The organism is Sulfobacillus harzensis (genome assembly GCF_012933365.1).
Taxonomy (GTDB): domain Bacteria; phylum Bacillota; class Sulfobacillia; order Sulfobacillales; family Sulfobacillaceae; genus Sulfobacillus_B; species Sulfobacillus_B harzensis.
The window spans coordinates 1-1,450 of record NZ_JABBVZ010000263.1 but is presented as its reverse complement, the minus strand read 5'-3'; the positions used below and the strand labels follow the sequence as shown (position 1 = coordinate 1,450).

The 1,450-nt window shown below is 60.3% G+C and carries 1 protein-coding gene; it reads right to left on the bottom strand.

Going from position 1 to position 1,450, the window contains the following annotated elements:
- Nucleotides 1-973, bottom strand: a 973-nt coding sequence (locus tag HIJ39_RS22915; protein WP_243239926.1) for a spore germination protein, incomplete at its 3' end; no start/stop codon positions are given.
- Nucleotides 974-1,450 lie beyond the last annotated feature (477 nt).

Genomic DNA, 1,450 nt, shown 5'->3' with positions numbered 1-1,450 from the left:
TGTAGAGACCCGGCAGATACACGCCGATGGCCCAGCCCACAAGCCGAATCAAGCGGACAAACGTGGTGTCGTACCAGGGCCCGGCATAGTCCATCCCGGTGCGATAAAAATCGGCGAGGGGCGCCGGCGCGATCAGGACGAAGGGATCCCCATCCACCAAAATGACCACCTTACCTTCTAACAAGGCGTGGCAGGCGACGTCCACCCGCTCGGTGGACCGGATGGTGGGAAAGATGGACCGGGGCTGATCCCGAATCAACCCCACCACCACGGTAGCGTTCGCGCGCCCGCCCATGGCGATCCGGGATAGCCGCTGAGTCACGAGGCCTATTAAGGAGGGATTGGTGAGGCCCGCGACGTAGGCCAGCGTGATCGGGGCGTGTTGCCACTGCCCCACGGTGATCGACTGAAATTGGAGGGCGGGATCGCGAAACCGCCGGCGTAATTGGCCCATTTGGGTAGCGAGGCTTTCATTGAAGGCCTCGTCGGGCCCGCGCACGGCCAATTCCGTCTGGGGCCGTTCAATGGACCGCTGCGGATATTTCACCGTGTCGACGCTCCAGACGTGGGCCAGACCCGGGACAAAGATCAGCGTATGCCCTGACGCTAGATCGTCGAGAATGCCGGGCCAGGCCTTTTGGACGGTAATATGACCGAGGGTCAGGTTCGATTGATCCCAGGTCGGCGCAGGGGCCGTGGTGCGTAACAAGGGCGCGATGAGGTCTTGGTCGACCATTTGGGTGTCGGTGACACTGTCGAGGTACGCGATGAGAACGGACGCCGAACCACAGGAGGGCACCGTAAGGCTCCGCAAAATCAGATCTGGGCTGGGGCCCATGGCGCTGTGGAGGCGGCGACGGGCGGCCGCGATATCGGGGACGTATCGGTCGCTCGTCTCCCTGATGAGGGCCTCAATGTGCACGATGGTGTGTTGCGCACTGCGGGTAAGATCCTGCACAAGATTGCGATCCATGAACGTCATTCCCTCCGGGTGGTGAATCGTAGAATCTCCCGGATAGGGGGCGGATATTCATAGAATCATGATGCGGGGTGTCCTCCACGCATGATTAGTACGCGTCCTGATAGATGGTCGCTCTCTTCGTCAACGATTTTCGCTCGCCAGTGATGTATTTATGCGCTAAAAAGCCGTCGGTTTCACGGAGGACAACACCGAGATCCTCGAGTATGCCATCAAGATTGGGTTTCCTGTGTCGCCCACGACGGTTTTCGGGTGTATCTGATTTCCCGGGGGGCAGGCCGCTCCGCTGTCGCGGCGACCGACTGCACGATGCCCACACCGCGCGGGAGATCACCTCTGCCCTTCCTCCAAGCACACGTACAAGAGTCTGCTGGAGGAGATTGAGCCCATTAACTGTTAGGTCCCACGTTATTTGACCGCAACGCGTAGGATTCGTCTCGATTTCCGTGGCCGAGGGCCACGGGCCAAAAT